The sequence below is a fragment of the Kitasatospora sp. RG8 genome (assembly GCF_017813315.1).
Taxonomy (GTDB): domain Bacteria; phylum Actinomycetota; class Actinomycetes; order Streptomycetales; family Streptomycetaceae; genus Kitasatospora.
Genome location: NZ_JAGIYX010000023.1, coordinates 30,709 through 48,223, shown reverse-complemented (window position 1 = coordinate 48,223; position 17,515 = coordinate 30,709). Strand labels below are relative to the sequence as shown.

Here is a 17,515-nt window from a genome sequence, read left to right as displayed (position 1 = left end):
CCCGGGGCCGGATCAACCCTTGAGCGGCCGGAACAGCCCCTCCTGCACCACCGAGACCACCAGCTGCCCGCTACGGTCGTAGATCTGCCCGCGCGCCAGGCCCCGGGCACCGTGTGCGATCGGGGATTCCTGCTGGTAGAGCAGCCAGTCGTCGGCCCGGAACGGCTGGTGGAACCACATCGCGTGGTCGAGCGAGGCCATGTCGAAGTGGCGGGTGCCCCAGAGCGGCTCGACGGGGGCGCGGACGGCGTCCAGCAGCGTCATGTCGCTCGCGTAGGTGAGGGCGCAGACGTGGATCAGCGGGTCGTCGGGCAGGGCGCCGTTGGTGCGCAGCCAGACGCCGCTGCGGGCCTCGACGCCGGCCAACTCCTCCTTGTTCCACTTCAGCCGGTCGACGTACCGGATGTCGAACGGCTGCCGGCGGCTGATGAACGGGGGCAGCTCGCCGAGGCGGGAGCCGACCTCCTCCAGCGCGCTGGGCAGGTCCTCGGGGGCGGCGACCTCGGGCATCGGGTACTGGTGCTCGATGCCGCCCTCCTCCGGGAGGTGGAAGTCCGCGGTGAGGGCGAAGATCGACCGGCCGCCCTGGATGGCCAGCACCCGGCGGGTGGTGAACGAGCGGCCGTCCCGGATCCGGTCCACCTGGTAGACGATCGGCACGCCGGGCACCCCGGGGCGCAGGAAGTAGGCGTGCAGCGAGTGCACCGGGCGCTCACCGTCCACCGTGCGCCCTGCCGCCACCAGGGCCTGTCCGGCGACCTGGCCGCCGAAGGTCCGCTGGAGCGCCTCCTCGGGGCTGCGCCCGCGGAAGATGTTCAGTTCGATCTGCTCAAGGTCCAGCAGTGCGACGAGTTCGTCGACGGGGGTACCCATGCGTGCACTTCCTCTCCAGGCAGCCGGCCCGGACGGAGGTCTTCCGCCTGGCCGCCGACGCCCGTGTTCTCGAATTTCCCCGCCCTGTCGAATTCTCCATCGAGCCCGGACATTCCCCGCACCCGGGGCGGCCGCTGCCGATTCACTCGAACGAGATTCCACACGACCGAACACCGACCCTCACCACAGCCCTCGCAGCACCGCCCCCGCACCACAACCCTGGCGCCACAGCCCCCGACCCTCCCGCGCCCCGCAACTCCGGCCCTCGACCCCAGGCCCGCAACTCCGGCCCTTGGCCCTCGACCCCCGGCCCTCGACCCCCGGCGCGGCGCTCACCGGCCCGGGCCCCTAACCGGCTCCACCCACAGCGGACCGCAGGCCCGACCGGCGGACGGTGATGTTGAGCCGCCCGGTCAGCCCGAGCGCCGGATCCGCCGTGCCGGGCAACGTGCGCACCACGCCGTGGTACGCGAACCTGGACGGGCCTCCGAAGACCAGCAGGTCACCGCTGTGCAGTTCCAGGTCGGTCCACGGGCGGGTCCGGGTCTCGGTGTTCCCGAGCCGGAAGACGCAGGTGTCGCCGAGCGACAGCGAGACCACCGGCGCGTCGGTCCGCTCGTCGCGGTCCTGGTGCAGGCCCATCTTCGCGCCGTGCGGGTAGTGGTTGACGATCGCGACGTCCGGCTCGTACCCGGTCGCGCCCGCGATGTCGCCGACCGCCTCGCCGTAAGCCTCGGCGACGGCCCGGCGGGCCAGCCGGCCGAGCTCCGGGGGGAACGCCTTGACGGGTGTGCCGTCGGCGGCGGTCCGGCGGTAGCCGTACGGGTACCAGTGCCACCCGAGGCTGACCATCTGCACGGACATCAGACCGCCGGTCGGCATCCGGACGGTGTGCATCCCGGCGGGCGGTCGGGCCCACTCCCGGCAGGCGGCGACCAGGTGCGACTGGGCTGCGGCGTCGAGCCAGCCGGGGACGAGCACCACGCCGGGCGCGGGCTCGGAGCGCTCACGCGACGCACCCGCGCCAACGCCTCCGCCCGCGCCGAACAGCTCGCCCTGGATCACCCCACCATCGTCGCGCACCCCTCCGACAAGCGGCACCCGAACGGCGTGGCGCCCCACCCGCTCACCGCACGCCCGGCCCGTCCGGTCCGTCCGGCACATCCGGCACATCCGGCCGGGCCGGCTCATCCGGTTCGTCCGGCTGGTCCGGCCCATCCGGCTGGTCCGGTTCATCCAGCTCGCCACCGATCATCCCGATCTCTCGCGCGCAGACCGGCCAGGCCTCCCACCCCTGCATCCGGAGGATCTCCTCGGCGACGGCGGTCTGCTGGCGCCGGCTCGCCAGGTCGGGCCGGCGGGCGTACCGCAGGCCGCCGGCCTCCTCCCAGGTCGGCGGCCAGATCTGCAGCCCGCCGAAGTAGCCGTTCCCGGTGTTGGCCCGCCAGTCGCCGCCGCTCTCGCACTCGGCGAGGTCGTCCCAGACCGTGTCCGCGACGGCCGGGGCGGCCCGGGCCTGCCGGCCGGGCAGCGGTCCGGCGGTCAGTAACAGTGCGGCGGCGAGGGCAACGAGGACCCGCGCCGGACTGCCAATCGGCACGAAGGATTCACGGCTGATCCTATGAAAGCTGAGAAGGCACAGCAGCCGACCCTAGGCGTGCCCCTCCCCGGCAGGCCCCGACACGCCGGACACGCCGACGACCGCTCCCCCGCACAGCGGAGAAGCGGCCGGCCGGACGACACGTCCGGGGGTCCAGCCTGACCAGAGGTCGGCCGGACCGGGGATCGGACGGTGCCGGGGGTCAGACGGTGCCGGGGATCAGACGGTGAGGGTCTGGCCCGGGAAGATCAGGTCGGGGTTGCCGCCGATGACCTTGGCGTTGTTGTTGTACAGGGCGTGCCAGTCGATGCCCTTGGCGGCCGCGATGGTGCTCAGGGTGTCACCGGACTTGACGGTGTAGTTGCCACCGTTGGCCGGCTGGGCGTCGTTCGAGGTCGCGGCCTTGCCGGACTTCGCGGCGTTGTCGGACTTCCACGACTTCGCGGAGTCGGAGGACTTCGGCGCGGCGACGGCGGCCTTGGGGGCCTCGGCAGCCTTCGGCGCGGCGGCCTTCGGGGCCTCGGCGGCCTTGGGGGCCGGGGCGGCCTTCGGCGCGGCGGTGGCGGCCGGGGCGGCCGGCTTCGCGGCGGTGGCCGAGCCGGCGGAGGTGTCGACCGCGGCCGGGGCGCCGCCCTTGGTCAGACCGGCCTTGACGGAGCAGACGGGCCAGGCGCCCGGGCCCTGCGAGGCGAGGACCTTCTCGGCGATGGAGATCTGCTGCGCCTTGGTGGCCAGGTTGGCCTGCGGGGCGAAGGCGGTGCCACCGAAGGCGGCCCAGGTGCTGGAGGTGAACTGCAGACCGCCGTAGAAACCGTTGCCGGTGTTGATGGCCCAGTTGCCGCCGCTCTCGCACTGGGCGACGGCGTCCCAGGTGGAGACGGAGGCGGCGGAGGCCGAGGTGGCCGTGACGAGGCCGGCCACCGGCAGGGCCGCGACAGCGGCGCCCGCCACGACCGCCATCCGAACGCGGTTGCGCTTGGTGACGGTGGAGGTGGTGGCAGCGGCGGACTCGTTACGGAAGGTCATGGGGTTCCTCTCGACAGCCCCGGGCGGGCATGCGGAACCAAGCCCTCGAAGGGGGGTCGATTTCGCTCGCCGCGTCCGTCGGGCGGCCGGGCACGTGTCGGACGTGCCGCGCCGCCCCGGCCACCCACCACGCACCGGGGACCTGTTCGAGCGGTCGCATCGGCGGGCACTGCCGGCGCCGGGGTGAACCGGCGGGCTGTGCGTCGGGGGTGAACCCGGGTGGTGCTCGTTGCACCGCCAATGAAGCTACGAGTCGGCGGCCGGGGATCCAAACAATCGACGGTCTGCCCAGCTCAGCCAGGCGTTACCCGCGGTAACGACCTTGTAATCATGCCCCAAATGTCCGATTTAACCGTCATTTCCTAGATCAAACATCTGCGAGCCGTGACCCACCTCACGGTTTCATTCCGGCAGCCTCGTCATCGACATCGACAGATTGCAGCCATCGGAACACGCACTGCGATCGATTCAGGGGCAATTCCCGTCAGCCGCGGCGCCCACCCGTGACCCCTGCCACAGGGGTCCGTTGGTAAAGGCGGCCGGAATCGACCGTTTGGACCCCTTGGAGCACCCGAGGGCCACCCGAGGAGCGCCCAGAGTCCGGCCACCGACCCACGCCCCATCCGAGCCCGAGCCTCACACCAGCCCGAGCCCGCCCCCAGCGCACGACCCACCGCCCGCCTGAAACCCGCCCGAACCCGCCTGAACCCGCCCCCAGCCCGCAACAAACCCGACACCCGAGGAGTCCCAGTGCCGCGCATGCTCGACGTCAGCGACGAGGTCCGATCCGAGATCGGCGACGACGAGGCCGACCGCCTGCTCGGCGGCGCCCACGCACCCGACAGCTACGAGTGCACCTCCTGCCGCACCCCGGGCGACTCCCTCCAGGAGCCCACCAGCACCGTGCTGTTCGTCGGCGAGGAGACCGCGGTGCTCGCCTTCGCACACGCCCGCTGCATCCCCTCCCAGGTGGTGCCGGTCGCCGAGGAGCAGCTGGTAGGCGCGGTGCGCAGCATCAGCCAGGCCCAGACCGACACGCCCATGGCCACCGTCCCACCGACCGTCCCGCCGACGGCCGCCGTGCCGGCCCCCGCGACCGCGGCCGTCGGGCAGCCCGCCCCCGAGCGGCCCACCGCGCCGGGTCAGGCCGCCATCCTGGGCATCACCTGCGGGCTGGTGCTGCACGGGGACACCGGCCACGCCGCACTCGTGGTCGAGCCCACCGGACCGGTCGGCCGGCCGGGCAACACCTCCGGCACCGACGAGTTCCTCGACCTCCTCCAGGACGCCGGCTTCCAGCCCGTCACCGACATCGACAGGACGCCGGAGCAGCTGGCCGGCTGGTCGGTCCTGGTCGCCATGGGCAAGTTGCACGCGATCCTCCAGCCGGCGGCCGCCGGTGGCAGCACGGGCTGGTGGCAGGCGCACCAGCCGCTCCAGGTCACCGACGCCTGGCGGTCCGCCGCGAACCAGCTGGCGGAGGTGACGATGTACGCCGTCCCGGCCGGCATGGTCGGTCGCCAGCCGCGCGAGGACCTGCTCCGCCAGGCGCTGGAGCGCGCCATCGCCATGGGCCAGGTCGTCGCCGCCTCCCTCCCGCTCGCGGGCACCTGAGCCGCACTCGAACCCGAACCACCCGCACCCGAACCACCCGCGGCCCGGCCCGCACCCCGGCCCCGCCCGAGCCGCCCCCACAACGACCCACCGCCTCGGCGTCGGCCGGTCTCGTCGATCCACGCCCCGGATCGACGAGACCGGCCGACGGCGGGGCCGCCTCACCCCGCATCCCCCGGCGGGTTCACTCGTTGGCCCCTACGTGTACAGCTACGACGTCTCCGCCTCCCACCGCCGGTCCACCACCGTCCCCCGTGCGATCCCGGGCATGCGCCCGTCGTACGACGCGGAGCACCCCCACTCGACGACGCCGATCTACGACGAGCTGTACTCCGAGTACCGGCGGCTGTTCCGGGCGCTGCCGGGCGACCGCTCCGGCGAGGAGAACCTGAGGTTCACCGGCTTCGCCGTCCGGGACAACGGCTACCCCTCGCTCGGCGAACCCCGGCCGTTCCCGCCGCAGCACCAGGCGTTCCAGACGTACGCGGGACAGGCCCTCGGCATCCCCCAGTTCATGCCGAACCAGCAGACCGGCCCGGGCCACACCGGCCACGGAACCCATGGCAGCCAGGGCACCCACAGCAGCCACAGCAGCCACAGCAGCCATGGTGTCCAGAGCACCCACGCCGGCCACGCCTCCCACAACAGCGCCTCGCACACGCCCGCCAACGACGCCGGCTCCGGTTCCGGCTCCGTCGGCGAGAGCGCCGGCCACGGCCACCTGGCCGGACCGTCCTCCCACTCCGGCCACCCCGCCCAGGCAGGCGACGCAACCTCCGGCGCCCTCGGAACCCCGGGCGGCCACGGCACCCAGGGCGGCCAGGGCACCCGAAGCACCCAGGGGGGCCAACCGGCCCAGCCCGCCGCCCAGTTCACCAACGGCCAGGGCTGGGTGGCCGCCGGCTACCTCGGGCCGGTCCCGCACCCGATGCCCGCCACCGCCCCCGCCCCCGCCCCGGTGACGGGCACCGGCACCGGCACCGGCACCGGCACCGGCCCGGCCACCGGCGGCCGCCACCGCAACCTGCTCTCCCTCCCCCCGGGCCGCAGCAGCGACCAGCACTGAGCAACAGAGCCGCGGCACCCTCTGCCCGGCCCTGTGCCCTGTGGCCTTGCCCTGTGCCCGGCCCCGTGCACGGACCCCACCCGACAACACCCGCCCGACAACACCCACCCGCCAGCCCCGCACACGCGGAGAGGGCCCCGCCAGCCGTGGTGGCAGGGCCCTCTCCGCGTCACGTGCGCGCCCGCACGTCCGACTTGCTTGCCGTTACTTCCTCTTCCGCTTCTCCCGCACCCGCACCGAGATCGAGATCGGCGTGCCGACGAAGCCGAACTCCTCACGGAGCCGACGCTCGACGAAGCGGCGATAGCCGGCCTCCAGGAAGCCCGAGGCGAACAGCACGAAACGCGGCGGCCGGGTGCCCGCCTGGGTGCCGAACAGGATGCGCGGCTGCTTGCCGCCCCGGATCGGGTGCGGGTGGGCGGCGACGAGCTCGCCGAGGAAGGCGTTCAGCCGGGCGGTCGGGATGCGGGTCTCCCAGCCGGCCAGTGCGGTCTCGATCGCCGGGACGAGCTTCTCCATGTGCCGGCCGGTGAGGGCCGACACGTTGACCCGCGGGGCCCACTGCACCTGGACGAGGTCGCGCTCGATCTCGCGCTCCAGGTAGTAGCGGCGCTCCTCGTCCAGCTGGTCCCACTTGTTGTAGGCGACCACGACGGCGCGGCCGGCCTCGACCGCCATCGAGATGATCCGGGTGTCCTGCTCGGCCAGGGTCTCGCTGGCATCGATCAGGACGACCGCGACCTCGGCCTTCTCCAGCGCGGAGGAGGTGCGCAGCGAGGCGTAGAAGTCGGCGCCGGCGGTCAGGTGGACCCGGCGGCGGATACCGGCGGTGTCCACGAACTTCCAGGTCTTGCCGCCGAGTTCGATCATCTCGTCGACCGGGTCGCGGGTGGTGCCGGCCAGCTCGTTGACGACCACCCGCTCCTCGCCGGCGACCTTGTTGAGCAGGCTGGACTTGCCGACGTTCGGGCGGCCGATCAGCGCGACGCGGCGGGGGCCGCCGGGGGCGGCGTCGCCGAAGGTCTGCGGCGGGGCCTCGGGGAGGGCGGCCATCACGGCGTCGAGCAGGTCGCCGGAGCCGCGGCCGTGCAGGGCCGAGACGGGGTACGGCTCGCCGAGACCGAGGGACCAGAGGTAGGCGGCCTCGGCCTCGGTGGACGGGCCGTCGACCTTGTTGGCGCAGAGCACGGTCGGCTTGCCGGCCCGGCGGATGATCTTGATCAGGGCCTCGTCGGTGTCCGTGGCGCCCACCTTGGCGTCGACCACGAACAGCACCGCATCGGCGGTCTCGATGCCCAGCTCGGCCTGGGCGGCCACCATGGCGTCGATGCCGAGGACGTCGATCTCCCAGCCGCCGGTGTCGACCACCTTGAAGCGGCGGCCGTTCCAGGCGGCCTCGTAGCTGACGCGGTCGCGGGTGACGCCCGGCTTGTCCTCGACGACGGCCTCACGGCGGCCGATGATGCGGTTCACCAGGGTGGACTTGCCGACGTTCGGGCGGCCGACGACGGCCAGCACCGGCAGCGGCGCGTGGCTGCCGTCGCCGAGGCCGTCGATGTCCTCGGGGTCGAACCCCTCCTCGGCGGCGAGCGCCATGAACTCGGCGTACTCGGAGGCGTCCAGCTCACCGTGTCCGGCGGCGGAGTGCTCTGCGGTCATGTTCGTGTTTTCCGTTTCCCGGCCCGGCCCTTCCCAGGGGCGCGCCGTGCGTACCTGCCCCACCGGGGCAGCGCGAGTGGTTCCGGGATGCCGCCACGGCACCCGGTTCGTTCGGTGGTCAAGCAACGATCGGGCCGGGTGGGCCCGATCGGACAACGACGGCGGCCGGTCAGACCGCCGAGAGCTCCGCCCGCTCCTCCACCAGCGCGGTGATCGTGCCGATCACCTGCTCCAGGGTGAGCTCGCTGGTGTCGACCAGGACCGCGTCCGCGGCCTGGGTGAGCGGGGCGGTCTTGCGCGAGGAGTCGGCCGCGTCCCGGCGGGCCAGGTCGGCGGCCATCGCGGTGATGGTCGCCTCGTCGAGCCCCTTGGCGCGCAGCTCGGCCGCCCGGCGCTCGGCGCGGGCCGCTTCGGAGGCGGTCAGGAAGATCTTGACGGTGGCGTCCGGGAACACCACGCTGCCCATGTCCCGGCCCTCGGCGACGATGCCGCGCTCGGCGACCTCGGCGCACCCTCGCTGCAACTCCACCAGTCGGGAGCGCACCGCCGGCACCGCGGAGACGGCGCTGACCTGCGCGGTCACCTCGGGACCACGGATCGGACCGGACACGTCCTGTCCGTCGACGGTGATGGTCGGGCCGTCCGCGTCGGTGCCGGAGACGATCACCGGCTTGCCGCAGGCCACGGCCACGGCCTCGGGGTCGTCGACGTCGACGTCGTTGGCCAGCATCCACCAGGTCATCGCCCGGTACATCGCACCGGTGTCCAGGAAGCTGAGCCCGAGCCGGGCGGCGACCGCACGGGAGACGGTCGACTTGCCGGAGCCGGAGGGTCCGTCGATGGCGACGACGACCGGGGCGTGCGCTCGGTCGGCAGTGTCCACGGGGCGAACCTCTCTCTGAATCCTGGGCCCGGCACCTGCGCGGCGTGAATCGGCGCAGCGCGAAAACCGGGGAATGTCTCCCTCAAGGTTAATGGACCGCCGCCAGACCCCGACCCGCCCGCCCTCCGGGACCGCCCCGACCCCGGCCCGCCCGCCCTCCGGAGCCGCTCAGCCCCCGGAGGACGGCCCCGGCCCGCTTCCTCACCCGGTGCGGATCGCCGCCAGCGCCCCGGCCGCCGCGGCCGTCAGCAGCTCGTCCTGCCGCGGGGTCAGCGGTGTCCCGCCCAGCTCCCGCCGGTGGCCGCTCAGGTACGCCTCCAGCACGGGGGCCGCCGCCGCGGCCGGGCCGCCGATCCCGGTGAGGTACCTCAGTACGGCCGGCAGCTCGTCCGTCGGCCGCGCCGAGGCCAGCTCACCGGCGAGGACCTCGACGGCCGGGCCGGGCTCACCGGTCAGCCGCCACCACGCGTGCGCGGCCTCCACGCGGGTCCAGTCCCCGGGGTGGTCGAGCAGCGCCCGGACGGCCTCGGCGTGCCGGCTCGCCAGCGGGCCGAGGTCGGCCAGGTAGCGCAGGTGTGGGCGCCCGGGGCCCGCCGCGACGGCCTCCCCGAGCACCCGCAGTGCGAGCCGATGCTCCCCGGTGATCCGCCAGTACGCCCACGCGGCGGTCTGCGCGCCGTGCCAGGGCAGGGCGCGCGGGTCGCGGGGGCCGGGGGTCACCGCGGGCACTCCGACGCCCTCGGCCAGCTCGCGCAGGCGCGGGGCGGCCCGGTCCGCGGCCGGACCGACCGCACCGAGCGCAGCGGCGGCCCGCCTGGCCTCGGCGGTGTCCAGGGCGCCGGTCAGCTCCGGTACGGCCGGGGCCGCAGCGGGCCCCCAGCCGGCCAGCACCTCCAGGGCGGCCGCCGACACAACGGCGTTCTGCAGGGCGGCGGCCCGGACCACCGGCAGCAGGGCAGCGGCCTCGGCCCCCGTACGTGCCGAGCAGCCGACCGAGCGCCACGTTGCAGAGGGCCGTCCGGAAGGGACGAGCCCCCGGACCTTCCGGTCCGTGTCACCGGCCAGTCGGGCGACCTCGGGCACCACCGGTGCCAGAAGAGCCCGGCCGCCCCGGTCCCAGATCGGCCACCAGTAGGCCGCCGGCCGCCCGGCAAGCTCGGCGAGCAGGCGCAGCGCGTCCCGGCGGGACCGGCCGCTCGGCGCCCGCAGCATCCGGATCAGCACCGGCACGGCCTCCGGCACCAGGGCGCCGCCCCGCGCCGGATCCCTCAGCTCGGTGCGGAGCCGGGCCCCCGCACGCCGCAGCGCCCATGCGTCCTCCTGCGTCGACGCCGTCACCAGTGCATCGCCCGTCCCCATGCCGCTCCCCGGTCTGTCACCCGGCCCGGCCCGGACCGGACCGGCCCAGTTCGGCCCAGTCCGCCGCAGCCGCGGCCGCGCCGGCCCGACCCGCCTCCACCGAGACGAGACGGGTTCAGTCGAACAGGAGGTCCACCGGAACCGCCGCGCTCCCCGGTACCGGCCGGCTCAGTCCCGGACGCTCCACCCGCTCGCCCGCAGCGCCGCCGTCAGCGGCTTCACCGCCGCCGGGGCGACCGACAGCTGGACGAAGCCGACCTGCTGGCCGGTCGAGTGCTCGATGTCGACGTCCTCGATGTTGACGCCCGCCGCACCGACCTCCCCGAAGAGGCGGCCCAGCTCGCCCGGCTGGTCACCGAGCACCACGGCCACCGTCTCGTACCGGGTGGGCGGCGCGCCGTGCTTGCCGGGGATGCGGGCCTGGCCGGTGTTGCCGCGGCGCATCACGGCCTCGATCCCGGCCGCGCCGGCCTGGCGTTCGCCCTCCTCGGCGGCCTGGAGCGCGCGCAGTGCGGTGACGGTGTCGCCGAGGTCGGCGGCGACCTCCTCCAGGATGTCGGCGACCGCACCGGCGTTGGCGGAGAGGATGTCCACCCACATGCCGGGATTGGAGGCCGCGATCCGGGTGACGTCCCGGACACCCTGGCCGGAGAGCCTTATGGCCGTCTCGTCGGCGTTCTCCAGGCGGGCGGCGACCAGCGAGGAGACCAGTTGCGGGGCGTGCGAGACCAGCGCGACGGCGCGGTCGTGCGCGGCGGCGTCCATCACGATCGGCATCGCACCGCAGAGGGCGACGAGCTCCAGAACGGCGTTGAGCGTCTCGGTGTCGGTGTCGGCGGTAGGGGTGAGAACCCAGGGCCGGCCCTCGAACAGGTCCGCACGGGCGGCCAGCGGGCCCGAACGCTCGCGCCCGGCCATCGGGTGGCTGCCGATGTAGTGCACGGTGTCGCAGCCCAGTGCGGCCACCTCGGCGCGCGGGCCGTCCTTCACGCTGGCGACGTCGGTGTACCAGCGGGCCAGGCCGCGCCGCTGGCAGTCGGAGAGCACCTTGCCGACGAGCGCGGGCGGTACGGCGATGATCGCCAGGTCCACCGGTCCGTCGGCGGGTTCGGTGGTGCCGGCGCCGAGCGAGGCGGCGGTGCGGGCCGCGTCCGGGTCGCTGTCCTCCAGATGGACGGTCAGCCCGCGACCCGTCAGGGCGAGCGCGGCGGACGTGCCGATGAGTCCGGTACCGACGACGACGGCAGTGCGCATGGCGGGTTGGCTCTCCTCACGGGGCTGGCCTGGACGTGCCCGCCCATCCTCTCGCATCCCCACCACCCCCGTGGCCACCGCCGACACCTCCCACCCGCCGACCGCAACCGCGCCGCCTCCGTGCCCGTCCCCTCTCACACACCACGGACGCGGACACGGACACACACGGACACGGACACGAACCCGGGCACAGACCCGGGCACAGACCCGGGCACAGACCCGGACGCGGTCACAGGAACAGCACAGACACGGGCCCGGACGCACGGGCGAAATCCACGGACGCCCACGCCGAAGCGAGGCAGACTGACCGCGCGGGGGCGGCAGCGCGCGAATCGGCGCGAGCGGCGCGAACGAAGGGGTAGCCGGGTGAACGATCAGCACAGCGCAGGCGGCAGGGAACGCTCCGACGGGCCGGCGGTACCGGCCCACCCGTCGGTGCTCGACTCCGTCGTGGTCTATGCCTCCGGGGCGGTCTGCCGCCGCCGGGCCCGGGTGGCCCTGCCACCGGGCGGGCGACTCCGGCTGACCGGGCTGCCGCAGGCACTCGACGGAAGGTCGTTGCGGGCCCGGGTGCTCGACGGCCCGCCCGGCACCGCGGTCACCGAGGCCCGGCTCGAACCGGTCGCCGAACTCCGCACCCCCGCCGAACTACCCGAGCTGCGAGCGCAGTTGGACGAGGCCAGAGAGCACGAGTGTGCCGTCCGGGAGCGGCACCGGCTGGTCCTCACCGCCATCGCCGAGACCACGGCGCTGCGCGCCGTACCACCGCAGCGCCGGCGCGACGAACCTCTGCGCCGGACGCCGGCCGACGCCTGGCTCGAGCTGGCCGAGTTCGTGGACGAGCGGCTCGCGCGGCTCCACGGGCGGGCCGGGGAGCTGACCCGGGAGCTCGAACTCGCCGAGCACGAGACCGAGGTGCTCACCGACCGGCTGGAACGCTCGTCCACCGCCGGGCCGGTCCACCCCGTGGAGACCTCCGCGACCGTCCTGCTCACCCTCACCCCTCCCCACCTCGCCACCGACCCCGGCCCGGGCCCGGGCCCCAGCGCCGACCCCGACGCCCCCATCTCCCCTGACGCCAGCGACGCCAACTCCAACGCCAACGCCACCAACGCCACCGAGCTCGACATCGAGCTCGAATACGGTGTCCCCGCCGCCCGCTGGGTGCCCGCCTACCGCCTGTCGTACCGGCAGGGCTCGGACACCGGGCAGCTGGTGCTGCGCGCCTCCGTCGCCCAGAGGACCGGCGAGGACTGGACCGGTGTCCGCCTCGCGCTGTCCAGCGCCGACCTGGACCGGCGTACCGACCTGCCGCGGCTGCGCTCGCTGAGGATCGGCCGCAGCCAGCCGGCCCCGCCGCCCTCGGGCTGGCGCGAGCCCCCGGCGGGCCTCACGGACCTCTTCGCCGGCTACGACGCGGCCGGTCCCCGCCCGGAGCCGCGCCGGCCGGTCCCGCTCCCGGTCGCGGTCGGCGCCGCCCCCGCCGCACCCCTGATGCCCCTCGCCGGCGGTACCCGCGCGGCCGACGAGGCCCCGGACTTCCTCGGCTACGGCGCCCCGCCACCGCAGCCCGGTGGCCCGATGCCGGCCCCGCCGATGCCCGCCCCGCCGGGCGCCCCGGCACCCGCCCCGGCCGCGGCACCGGCACCGGCCGCCCGCCGGGCCCGCGCCTCGCGCTCCGCCGCCGCGTCCGCCCGGGGCGCCCAGGCCGGCTACGCCGAGGCCATGGCCGGCGCGGGGACAGGCGCACGGGCCGGAGGAGGAGGCGCAGGAGGTCTCACGGCGGACACGGGCGGGGAGCGCCCGTTCGCTCCCCCGGCCCCCGACGCCGCGCTCCTCGACTACCCCGCGCTCGTCCTGGCCGGTCCGGAGGCGCCCGCCGCCCGCCGCGGCACCCTCGGCCCGCCCTCCGCCGGCCGGGCCGGTGAAGCCCCGTCCCCGGCGGCGAGCGCCGCCCGGGCCCTGATCGCCCTTCCGCTCCCCCGCCACGCCGTGCCGCCGCGCGTCTCGGCCGGCTCCTTCAACCACCGCTTCGACGCCGCCGCCCCCGCCGACATCCCCTCCGACGGCACCTGGCACACCGTCACGGTCGGCGAGATCCCGCTCTCCGTCCGCTCCGAGTACGTCACCGTCCCCTCCGTCGAGGAGAAGGTCTACGGCACGCTGGTGCTCGACAACCGGACGGCGCAGGCCGTCCTCGCCGGCCCGGTCGAGGTCACCGTCGACGACGAGTTCCTGCTCACCGCCGCGCTGCCCACGCTCGCGCCGGGCGGCACCCAACGGCTCGGCACCGGCGTCACCGAGGGCATCGAGGTCGCGCGCCGCACCGAGCTGCACGAGTCCACGGCGGGCATGCTGAACAACAGCACCGTGCTCGACCACCGGGTGCACGTGGAGCTGGTGAACCGGCTCGGGCGGGCCGCCACTGTGGAGGTCCGCGAACGCGTGCCGGTCGCCTCGGAGGCCGACATCCGGATCGAGGAGCGGGCCGCCTGGCACGCGCCCACCGTCCCGTCCCCGGAGTGCCCGCCCAGCACCCGGCTCTGGCGGGTCGACCTGCCACCGGGCGGCCGGGCCGAACTCGACGGCGGCTACCAGATCAGAATCCCGGCCGGAAAGGCCATCGTCGGCGGAAACCGGAGGAACTGAACGATGAGCAGCGAGACCATCCCCCTCCCGGTCACCGCCGTCACCTGCCTGGAGGACCGCAGCCAGGTCGAGCGCACCGTCACCGTCCACCTCGCCGCCGGCGTCCAGCGCCTGCGGCTCGGCCCGATCACCGCGCTCGCCGTCGACCGCACCCTGCGCGCCGAGACGGGGGATCCCGCCGCCCGCGTCCTGGACGCCCGCATCGTGCGCGTCTGGACCCCGCGCGCCCCGCTGGCCCCCGGCCCGGACGACTCCGCGCTGCGCCACCGCGTCCACGAACTCGACGAACGGGCCCGCCGCGAGGACCAGCTGCACGACCGCCTCCAGGCCCGCCTCGCCCTGCTCGCCCAGCTCTCCGCCGACCTGCTGCGCGAGGTCGGCGAGGGCGCCGGCATCGGCGAGGTCGAACGGGCCCGCTGGACGCGCGAGCTCGACCGGGTGGACGCCGAACGCGAGCGCTACGGCGAGGAGCTGCGGGCCGTCCGCTCCCGGCTGCGCGACCTGGAGGAGCAGCGCTCCCGGGCCAGGAACGCACTCGACCAGGCCGAGGAGGAGCCCGCCGAACTGGTCGCCCACCTCGACCTGACCGTCGAGGCGGCCACCGCCGGACCGGTCGTGCTGACCGTCGGTCACCTGGTGCCGTGTGCGGTCTGGCGGCCGTCCTACCGGGCGACCCTGGCCGACGGCTCGCTGCGCCTGGAGTCCGAGGCGGTGGTCTGGCAACGCACCGGCGAGGACTGGACGGGCGCCCGGCTCACCCTCTCGACCGCCCGCTCCGCGCTGGCCACCGCCCCGCCCTCGCTCACCGAGGACGTGCTGACACTGCGCGAGCGCAGCGCCGAGGAGCGCCGCACGGTCGAGGTCGAGCTGCGCGAGGAGGCGATCAGCACGCTCGGCCCGTCCGAGGCGGTGCCGGGGGTGGACGACGGCGGCGAGGTCCGGGTGCTGCGCGCCCCCGCCCCGGCGACCGTGCCCTCGGACGGCCGGGCGCACCGGGTGCCGCTGGGCTCCTTCACCGTCCCGGCCGACAGCGAGTACGCGTGCGCGCCGGAGCTGTCCCCGCTGGTCACCCAGGTCGTCCGGTTCCGCAACGCGGCCGGGCATGCGCTGCTCGCCGGCCCCGTCGAGCTGGTCCGCGGCAGCGGCTTCACCGGCCGCGGCGAGCTGCCGTTCACGGCGGCGGGCGCCGACGCCGAGCTGGCGTTCGGCAGCTCGGACGGGTACCGGGTGGTGCGCGAGACCGAGGAGCGCCAGGCCACCGCCGGCCTCACCCAGCGCTCGGTGACCACCCGGACGGTGCGCCTGCACCTCTCCCGCTTCTCCGGCCCCGAGGAGCACGACGAGCAGCTGGTCACGGTCCGTGAACGGGTTCCGGTCTCCGAGGTGTCGGCGGTGGAGGTACGGCTGCGCAAGGAGGACTGCTCCCCCGCCCCGGACGCCTTCGACTCCGAGGGCATCGTCCGCTGGAACCTGCCGCTCGGCCCGGGCGCCCGCCGGACGGTGACGCTGGTGTACGAGGTCTCCGCCTCCGCGAAGGTGGCCGGCCTGTGACCACGTCCGGGCCCTGCCAGGGGCCGGCCCACGACATCGGCCGGCCCCTGGCGCGGCCGGCGACCCGCCGTCGTGACGTCGGCTCAGGTAGAACAGGAACTTGACCTGCTCCCCTGCGCCCGCGTGCCGGGGATTCCAACCCTCACGGGCCGGGCCTTCGCCTCACGGACGCCCGCAGGCCCGGGACCACCAGCGAAGGGACGGTGCGCCACCCGTCGGACCGAAGCAGCTCCACGGGCCCGACATCCCGCCTGACACTCCGCCCGACATCCCACCTGTCATCCCGCCTGACAGCCCGCCGCCCCGGCGGCATTCCCCCGCCCCGCAACACTCCCTGACCTCCAACGTTCCCCGAGCCGCAACGTTCTCCGACCTGCAACGTTCCCTGACCTGCAACGCCGACGGCCCGTTCTCCCCCGTACAGGGGATGCCCAGACCCCTGCCCCGGCCCGAGCCGGGGGTATCCACGGAGTACCACATGATCCTGCACCTCGCCCCCCTCGACGACTGGCTGGCCGACCCCGGCCGGCCGTACGCCACCGCCTCACTGCTCACCGACGGGTTCATCCACTGCTCGGCGGACGAACAGACGGCGCTCGCGGTGGCCAACGCCTTCTTCGCCGACGCCCGCGAGCCGCTGATGGTGCTGCTGATCGAGGAGTCGCTGGTGGAGCCGATGGTCAAGTGGGAGGCCCCGCACGGCGCACCACCGCCCGGGGCCACGCCCGGGGTGCTGTTCCCGCACATCTACGGCCGGCTGAACCGGACCGCCGTGGTCGGCCTGGAGAAGGTCGAACGCGGACCGGACGGACGCTGGGCGAGCCTCTCCCCCTGGAGCTGACCGCCGCCTGGTCACAGCCGGCCCCGGTCAGAGCCCGCCCCGGTCACGGCCGGCCCCGGCACGACGAACTCCGGTCACGGCCGGCCCCGGCAACGCCCGCCCCGGTCACGGCCCCGGTCAGAGCCAGCCCCGCTCCCGGGCCGCCATCCCCGCCTGGAACCGGGTGGTGGCGCCCAGCTCGCGCATCAGGCTCTGCAGCCGGCGCTGGGTGGTCCGGGCACTCCAGCCGAGCGAGCGGGCGATCGACTCGTCGGTGAGGCCGGCCGCCAGCAGGCCCAGCAGCTTGCGGTGGTCGGCCTCCGGCTCCAGCGTCCCCTCCGCTGCGCCGATGGCGGCCTGGAGCTGGACGGCGCGCTCCCACTCGGCCTCGAACAGCGTGTCCAACGCCTGGAGCAGGGCGGACGGGTGGATCACGTAGGCGGCGTCGAGCACGCTGTCACCGACGCTGATCGGGATGATCGCCATCCGGTCGTCCGACATGATCATCTTCATCGGCAGTACCGGCCGGACCCGCGCCTCCTCACCGTCCGCGACACCGACCAGGATGTTCTTCTCCAACCGGCCCGGCCAGGCCACCGCCTCCCGGTCGTAGATCGTCCGGAAGCGCAGCCCCTCCTTCATCCGCTGCCGCTGCAACGGGATGTTCGCCACCGGGTCCTGGATGTACGGGGGGCAGTCGAAACCGCGCACCTGGTACTGGCTGGTCTCGGTGATGTGCTCCAGCCGCTGGGCGATCGCCTCGCCGCCGGTGAGCACCTCGACCGAGTGCGCCGGGTCGGTGTAGCGCGAGGCCTCCCGGAAGGCGTCCATCAGGCGGTGCATCTCGGCCCGGGCGTGCCGCAGTTCGGACTCCCGGTGGCCTATCAGCGTGCCTATCGCGACATCGGGGGCGACCGGCAGGAACCGGTGCCGGTCGACAGGTGCCCGGGTCGCCATGCCCTGCTGCGCCAGCCGGTCCAGCGCACGCATGCTCTGTTGGAGGGTCAGTCCGCAGCCGACCGCGAGGTCCTCCGCCGTGGACTGCGGATTGGCCACCAGCGCCGCGTAGACCTGTCCGTCCGGCACGGCCAGTCCCAGTGCGCTGAGTGGTGCATCGGACACGACGCCGCTCCCCGTCTCGCCTCTCCCCCACGCCGAAGT

Annotated in this window: 14 protein-coding genes; 5 read left to right on the top strand and 9 right to left on the bottom strand. The window is 74.7% G+C overall.

The window, feature by feature from the left end; translation table 11 throughout:
- Positions 1–12: 12 nt before the first annotated feature.
- The 4 genes from J5Y04_RS28485 to J5Y04_RS28470 all read right to left on the bottom strand — a co-directional run bounded on the left by J5Y04_RS28485 (position 13) and on the right by J5Y04_RS28470 (position 3,499).
- Positions 13–873, bottom strand: a complete 861-nt coding sequence (locus tag J5Y04_RS28485; protein ID WP_209415271.1) for an acyl-CoA thioesterase II — start codon at positions 871–873, stop codon at positions 13–15.
- A gap of 348 nt (positions 874–1,221) precedes the next feature.
- Positions 1,222–1,935 carry an alpha-ketoglutarate-dependent dioxygenase AlkB gene (locus J5Y04_RS28480; RefSeq protein WP_374106127.1) on the bottom strand — a complete coding sequence of 238 codons (714 nt, stop codon included), beginning with the start codon at positions 1,933–1,935 and terminating at the stop codon, positions 1,222–1,224.
- Positions 1,936–1,999: 64 nt separating this feature from the next.
- Positions 2,000–2,473, bottom strand: a complete 474-nt coding sequence (locus J5Y04_RS43665) for a transglycosylase family protein (RefSeq protein WP_307853339.1) — start codon at positions 2,471–2,473, stop codon at positions 2,000–2,002.
- Between the two features lie 219 nt (positions 2,474–2,692).
- Positions 2,693–3,499, bottom strand: a complete 807-nt coding sequence (locus J5Y04_RS28470) for a transglycosylase family protein (RefSeq protein ID WP_209415270.1) — start codon at positions 3,497–3,499, stop codon at positions 2,693–2,695.
- A gap of 750 nt (positions 3,500–4,249) precedes the next feature.
- Between J5Y04_RS28470 and J5Y04_RS28465 the strand changes: the two genes are divergently transcribed.
- Both J5Y04_RS28465 and J5Y04_RS28460 read left to right on the top strand, forming a co-directional pair.
- Positions 4,250–5,113 carry a hypothetical protein gene (locus J5Y04_RS28465; RefSeq protein WP_209415269.1) on the top strand — a complete coding sequence of 288 codons (864 nt, stop codon included), beginning with the start codon at positions 4,250–4,252 and terminating at the stop codon, positions 5,111–5,113.
- 202 nt (positions 5,114–5,315) lie between these two features.
- On the top strand, positions 5,316–6,179 hold the full coding sequence (locus J5Y04_RS28460) for a hypothetical protein (protein WP_209415372.1): 864 nt from the start codon (positions 5,316–5,318) through the stop codon (positions 6,177–6,179).
- A gap of 204 nt (positions 6,180–6,383) precedes the next feature.
- On the opposite strand, the gene der is transcribed toward J5Y04_RS28460, so the two are convergent.
- The 4 genes from der to J5Y04_RS28440 form a co-directional block, all read right to left on the bottom strand.
- Positions 6,384–7,838: a ribosome biogenesis GTPase Der gene (der, locus tag J5Y04_RS28455; RefSeq protein ID WP_209415268.1), complete on the bottom strand. Its 1,455-nt coding sequence runs from the start codon at positions 7,836–7,838 to the stop codon at positions 6,384–6,386.
- A 169-nt stretch (positions 7,839–8,007) separates the two neighbouring features.
- Complete coding sequence (cmk, locus tag J5Y04_RS28450) at positions 8,008–8,721, bottom strand: (d)CMP kinase (protein WP_209415267.1); 714 nt, start codon at positions 8,719–8,721, stop codon at positions 8,008–8,010.
- 201 nt (positions 8,722–8,922) lie between these two features.
- Positions 8,923–10,080 (bottom strand): hypothetical protein, encoded by a 1,158-nt coding sequence (locus J5Y04_RS28445; protein ID WP_209415266.1) that lies wholly within the window; start codon positions 10,078–10,080, stop codon positions 8,923–8,925.
- 168 nt (positions 10,081–10,248) lie between these two features.
- The gene (locus J5Y04_RS28440; RefSeq protein WP_148642356.1) at positions 10,249–11,334 is read right to left on the bottom strand and encodes a prephenate dehydrogenase; all 1,086 of its coding nucleotides are present in this window, start codon (positions 11,332–11,334) and stop codon (positions 10,249–10,251) included.
- 366 nt (positions 11,335–11,700) lie between these two features.
- Between J5Y04_RS28440 and J5Y04_RS28435 the strand changes: the two genes are divergently transcribed.
- From J5Y04_RS28435 to J5Y04_RS28425, 3 genes are all read left to right on the top strand, one after another.
- Positions 11,701–13,983: a DUF4139 domain-containing protein gene (locus J5Y04_RS28435; RefSeq protein ID WP_307853338.1), complete on the top strand. Its 2,283-nt coding sequence runs from the start codon at positions 11,701–11,703 to the stop codon at positions 13,981–13,983.
- A 3-nt stretch (positions 13,984–13,986) separates the two neighbouring features.
- Positions 13,987–15,534, top strand: coding sequence for a mucoidy inhibitor MuiA family protein (locus J5Y04_RS28430; protein ID WP_209415265.1), 1,548 nt, complete (start codon positions 13,987–13,989; stop codon positions 15,532–15,534).
- Between the two features lie 478 nt (positions 15,535–16,012).
- On the top strand, positions 16,013–16,375 hold the full coding sequence (locus J5Y04_RS28425) for a DUF952 domain-containing protein (RefSeq protein ID WP_209415264.1): 363 nt from the start codon (positions 16,013–16,015) through the stop codon (positions 16,373–16,375).
- A 117-nt stretch (positions 16,376–16,492) separates the two neighbouring features.
- Here J5Y04_RS28425 and J5Y04_RS28420 read toward each other — a convergent pair whose 3' ends face one another.
- Positions 16,493–17,476: a helix-turn-helix domain-containing protein gene (locus J5Y04_RS28420; RefSeq protein ID WP_148642359.1), complete on the bottom strand. Its 984-nt coding sequence runs from the start codon at positions 17,474–17,476 to the stop codon at positions 16,493–16,495.
- Between the last annotated feature and the right edge of the window lie 39 nt (positions 17,477–17,515).

Bases quoted from the DNA above. Each gene is read 5' to 3' on its own strand.
- J5Y04_RS28485 (WP_209415271.1), bottom strand. From the start codon at position 873: ATGGGTACCCCCGTCGACGAACTCGTCGCACTGCTGGACCTTGAGCAG.
- J5Y04_RS28470 (WP_209415270.1), bottom strand. From the start codon at position 3,499: ATGACCTTCCGTAACGAGTCCGCCGCTGCCACCACCTCCACCGTCACC.
- der (WP_209415268.1), bottom strand. From the start codon at position 7,838: ATGACCGCAGAGCACTCCGCCGCCGGACACGGTGAGCTGGACGCCTCC.
- J5Y04_RS28445 (WP_209415266.1), bottom strand. From the start codon at position 10,080: ATGGGGACGGGCGATGCACTGGTGACGGCGTCGACGCAGGAGGACGCA.
- J5Y04_RS28440 (WP_148642356.1), bottom strand. From the start codon at position 11,334: ATGCGCACTGCCGTCGTCGTCGGTACCGGACTCATCGGCACGTCCGCC.
- J5Y04_RS28430 (WP_209415265.1), top strand. From the start codon at position 13,987: ATGAGCAGCGAGACCATCCCCCTCCCGGTCACCGCCGTCACCTGCCTG.
- J5Y04_RS28425 (WP_209415264.1), top strand. From the start codon at position 16,013: ATGATCCTGCACCTCGCCCCCCTCGACGACTGGCTGGCCGACCCCGGC.